Below are 2,973 nucleotides of genomic sequence, written 5' to 3'. Positions count from 1 at the left end.
CGACGAGTCCGACAAGGCGTCCGGCGGCCTGAAGTCCCCCCTCATCAAGCGCTGATCCATCCGGCCCGTTCGGGGTCAGAGGTGGCTCTCGCGCAGCGCCCGCCCGAGAGTGTGCGCGGCGGTCAGCACCGCTGGTCCGAGCTTCGCCGGATCGATCGAGGTCGTCCGGCCCGTGATGGACAGGGCCGCCCGGAGCCTGGAATCCGTGCCGAAGACGGGGGCCGCCACGCACGACACCCCGACATGCGACTCCTCACGGTCCTGGGCGAAACCGCGGGTCCGTGCCTGACGCAGGTCGCGGTGCAGTGCCCCCGGCGTCGTGATCGTGCGGGCAGTCAGGCGCGGCAGCCCGGCGTCGATCCGTGCCTGGACGACCGAGGCGGGCGAGTACGCGAGCAACGCCTTGCCCACCCCCGTCGCGTGGGCCGGGAAGCGACCACCCGTGCGGGACCCGATCGAGAGGAGGCCGGCGCCGACGATCTCCACGTAGACGACATCGACCCCCTCGAGGACGGCGAGGTGGATCCGCTGCCGGGTCGCCTCGCGGAGGTCCTCCATGATCGGGCGCGCGGCCTCCGACAGCGACCGGTAGGTCGGCACCCGCTCACCGATCTCGAAGAGGCGCAACCCCAGGCGGTACGTACCGTCATCCTCCCGCTCGAGCATCCGTTCGTGGCACATCTCCGTCACCATCCGGTGGACCGTCGACTTGGGCAGACCGCTGCGACGAGACAGCTCCCCGAGCGAGAGGCTCGACACGCGCGCGTCGAAGGATTCGAGCAGCGCGAGGGTCCGGCCGAGGACGCCGGGAGGACCGACGGGCTTCTCACCGGGCTCGGTGAGGTCGGTCACGTCCGGCGATCCGTGCCGCTCAGTGGAACGCATGCATTGATTGAACCCCCTCGCTGGGCCAGTGTCATGGCATCCCATCGAGGAGAGGCCGGTCGATGACGATCGTTGAACAGGCGTGGTGCGCCACGACGCCACGGAAGCCCGTAGCCGTCCAGGACCCGAGCCTGGGGTCCGGACTCAAGTCCGTCGGATCTGCCTTGGACGTGCTCGAGTGCTTCGCGGTCGACGGTGAGCTGGGGGTGTCCGACATCGCCCGCAGGCTCGGCGTCGCGAAGTCGACGGCGCACCGGCTGCTCCAGACGCTCGTCTCCCGCGGCTTCGTCGAGCAGGACCGGACGACGGGGCACTACCGGCTCGGCATCCACCTCTATGAGCTCGGCCAGCTCGCCCTCGCCCGCAACGAGCTGCGTCACTCGGCCCTGCCCACCCTGCGCCAGGTTGCACAGGCGACCGGCCTGACGGTCAACTTCTCCGTTCCCGAGGGCGCTGATGTCGTCTTCGTCGAGCGGATCGAGAACCACGACGGCGTGCGGATCCTCGGACACTTCGGACGTCGCCTGCCCTCTCACTGCACCAGCTCCGGCAAGGTGCTGGCCGCCTTCAACCAGACGGTGTACCAAGCCCGCCTCACCGCCGGCTTCCCACCTCGTCTGCGGAGCACGGTGCGCACGGCCGACGAATGGGCCACCGTGGTCGACCGCGTGCGCAGCCGCCGCTACGCCGAGTCGCACGGTGAGTCCTTCGACGGCGCATCGTCCGTCGCGGTGCCGGTCATCAGCCGCGGCGTCGCGATCGCCTCCCTGTCGGTCTTCGGACCGACCGAGCACGTGGCCCCAGCCGTCGGGCAGCTCGTGCCGCTGCTCACCGCTGCCTCCAACCGGATCGCCAAGAACATCGCGAACTGACGCCGCCGGCAGGGCCTCCACACCCGGCGGGGTGAGGCCCTCTGATTCGTTCCCGGGAGCGGAACGGGCCGCGACGGGCGTCCTGGGCCGACCTACCGTGAGTTCCAGAGCACTGGGTGCGGTCCGCGCACCCCCCGGCTGCCACCGGGACCCACGTTCGTCGAAGGGACGCGCAGGTGGACACCCACTCCAGGTCCGAGGCCGCGAGCGAGCTGCTCGCGGCCTACGACTCCCGCGAGCCGATCGCGCCGCTCACGTCGACCTACGACGACCTGGCGCTCGAGGACGCCTACGCCATCCAGCTCCAGCAGATCCAGGAGCTGACCTCAGCCGGCCGCACGGTCAAGGGCCACAAGGTCGGCCTCACGTCCGCGGCGATGCAGAAGATGCTCGGCGTCAAGGAGCCGGACTACGGGCACCTGCTCGACGACTTCTTCTACCTCGAGCACATGCCGATCCCGGTCGACCGGTTCATCCAGCCGCGGGTCGAGCCCGAGGTCGCGTTCGTGCTCAAGAAGCCGCTGCGCGGGCCGGGCGTCACCGTCCACGAGGCCATCGCCGCGATCGACTTCGTCCTGCCGGCCCTCGAGCTCGTCGACTCCCGGATCCGCGACTGGAAGATCGGCCTGTTCGACACCATCGCCGACAACGCCTCGTCCGGCGCGGTCGTGCTCGGCTCGACGCCGACGGACCTGCGCGAAGTGGACCTCCGGCTCACCGGCGCGACGCTCCACCGCAACGGCCAGGTCGTCGGCACCGGGGCGGGCGGCGCGGTCCTCGGCTCCCCCATCAACTCGCTCGTCTGGCTCGCCAACACCGTCGGCGCCCGCGGCATCACCCTCGAGGCCGGGCACGTCGTCCTTCCAGGAGCGGTGTGCGCCATGGTCCCCGTCGCCGCCGGCGACACCTTCACCGCGACCTTCGCCGGGCTCGGCTCGGTGACCGCGCGCTTCTCGTCCGCCTCGTCCACCTCGTCCAGCAAGGAGTAGCCAGATGGCGCAACAGACACGGACCAAGGGCACCGCAGCCATCGTCGGCCCGGGCAACATCGGCACCGACCTGATGTTCAAGCTCATGCGGCGCAGCGACATCATCGAGCCGCGCTGGATGATCGGTGTCGACCCGGCCTCGGACGGCCTGCGCCGGGCGCGCTCCGTCGGTCTCGAGGCCTCCCACGAGGGCGTCGACTGGCTGCTCGCCCAGGACGAGCTGCCCG

3 protein-coding genes and 1 pseudogene are annotated in these 2,973 nt (G+C 70.7%); 3 read left to right on the top strand and 1 reads right to left on the bottom strand.

Going from position 1 to position 2,973, the window contains the following annotated elements:
• Window positions 1-75 precede the first annotated feature (75 nt).
• Window positions 76-885 (bottom strand): IclR family transcriptional regulator, encoded by an 810-nt coding sequence (locus tag LOY02_RS18890; RefSeq protein WP_317183908.1) that lies wholly within the window; start codon window positions 883-885, stop codon window positions 76-78.
• 62 nt (window positions 886-947) lie between these two features.
• On the opposite strand from LOY02_RS18890, the gene LOY02_RS18885 reads away from it, so the two are divergent.
• The 3 genes and pseudogenes from LOY02_RS18885 to LOY02_RS18875 form a co-directional block, all read left to right on the top strand.
• Complete coding sequence (locus LOY02_RS18885; RefSeq protein WP_317183907.1) at window positions 948-1,757, top strand: IclR family transcriptional regulator; 810 nt, start codon at window positions 948-950, stop codon at window positions 1,755-1,757.
• Window positions 1,758-1,933: 176 nt separating this feature from the next.
• A complete protein-coding gene (locus tag LOY02_RS18880; RefSeq protein ID WP_317183906.1) occupies window positions 1,934-2,746 on the top strand; it encodes a 2-keto-4-pentenoate hydratase in 813 nt (270 codons plus the stop codon).
• Window positions 2,747-2,750: 4 nt separating this feature from the next.
• Window positions 2,751-2,973, top strand: a pseudogene (locus LOY02_RS18875) (acetaldehyde dehydrogenase (acetylating)); the annotation flags it as partial.

Source organism: Intrasporangium sp. (assembly GCF_032907665.1).
Classification (GTDB): domain Bacteria; phylum Actinomycetota; class Actinomycetes; order Actinomycetales; family Dermatophilaceae; genus Intrasporangium.
Note: the sequence above shows the minus strand (reverse complement) of the source record. Positions and strands in the feature narration are given on the sequence as shown.

Coding starts and splice junctions, on each gene's coding strand:
- LOY02_RS18890 (WP_317183908.1), bottom strand. CDS start 885: ATGCGTTCCACTGAGCGGCACGGATCGCCGGACGTGACCGACCTCACC.
- LOY02_RS18885 (WP_317183907.1), top strand. CDS start 948: ATGACGATCGTTGAACAGGCGTGGTGCGCCACGACGCCACGGAAGCCC.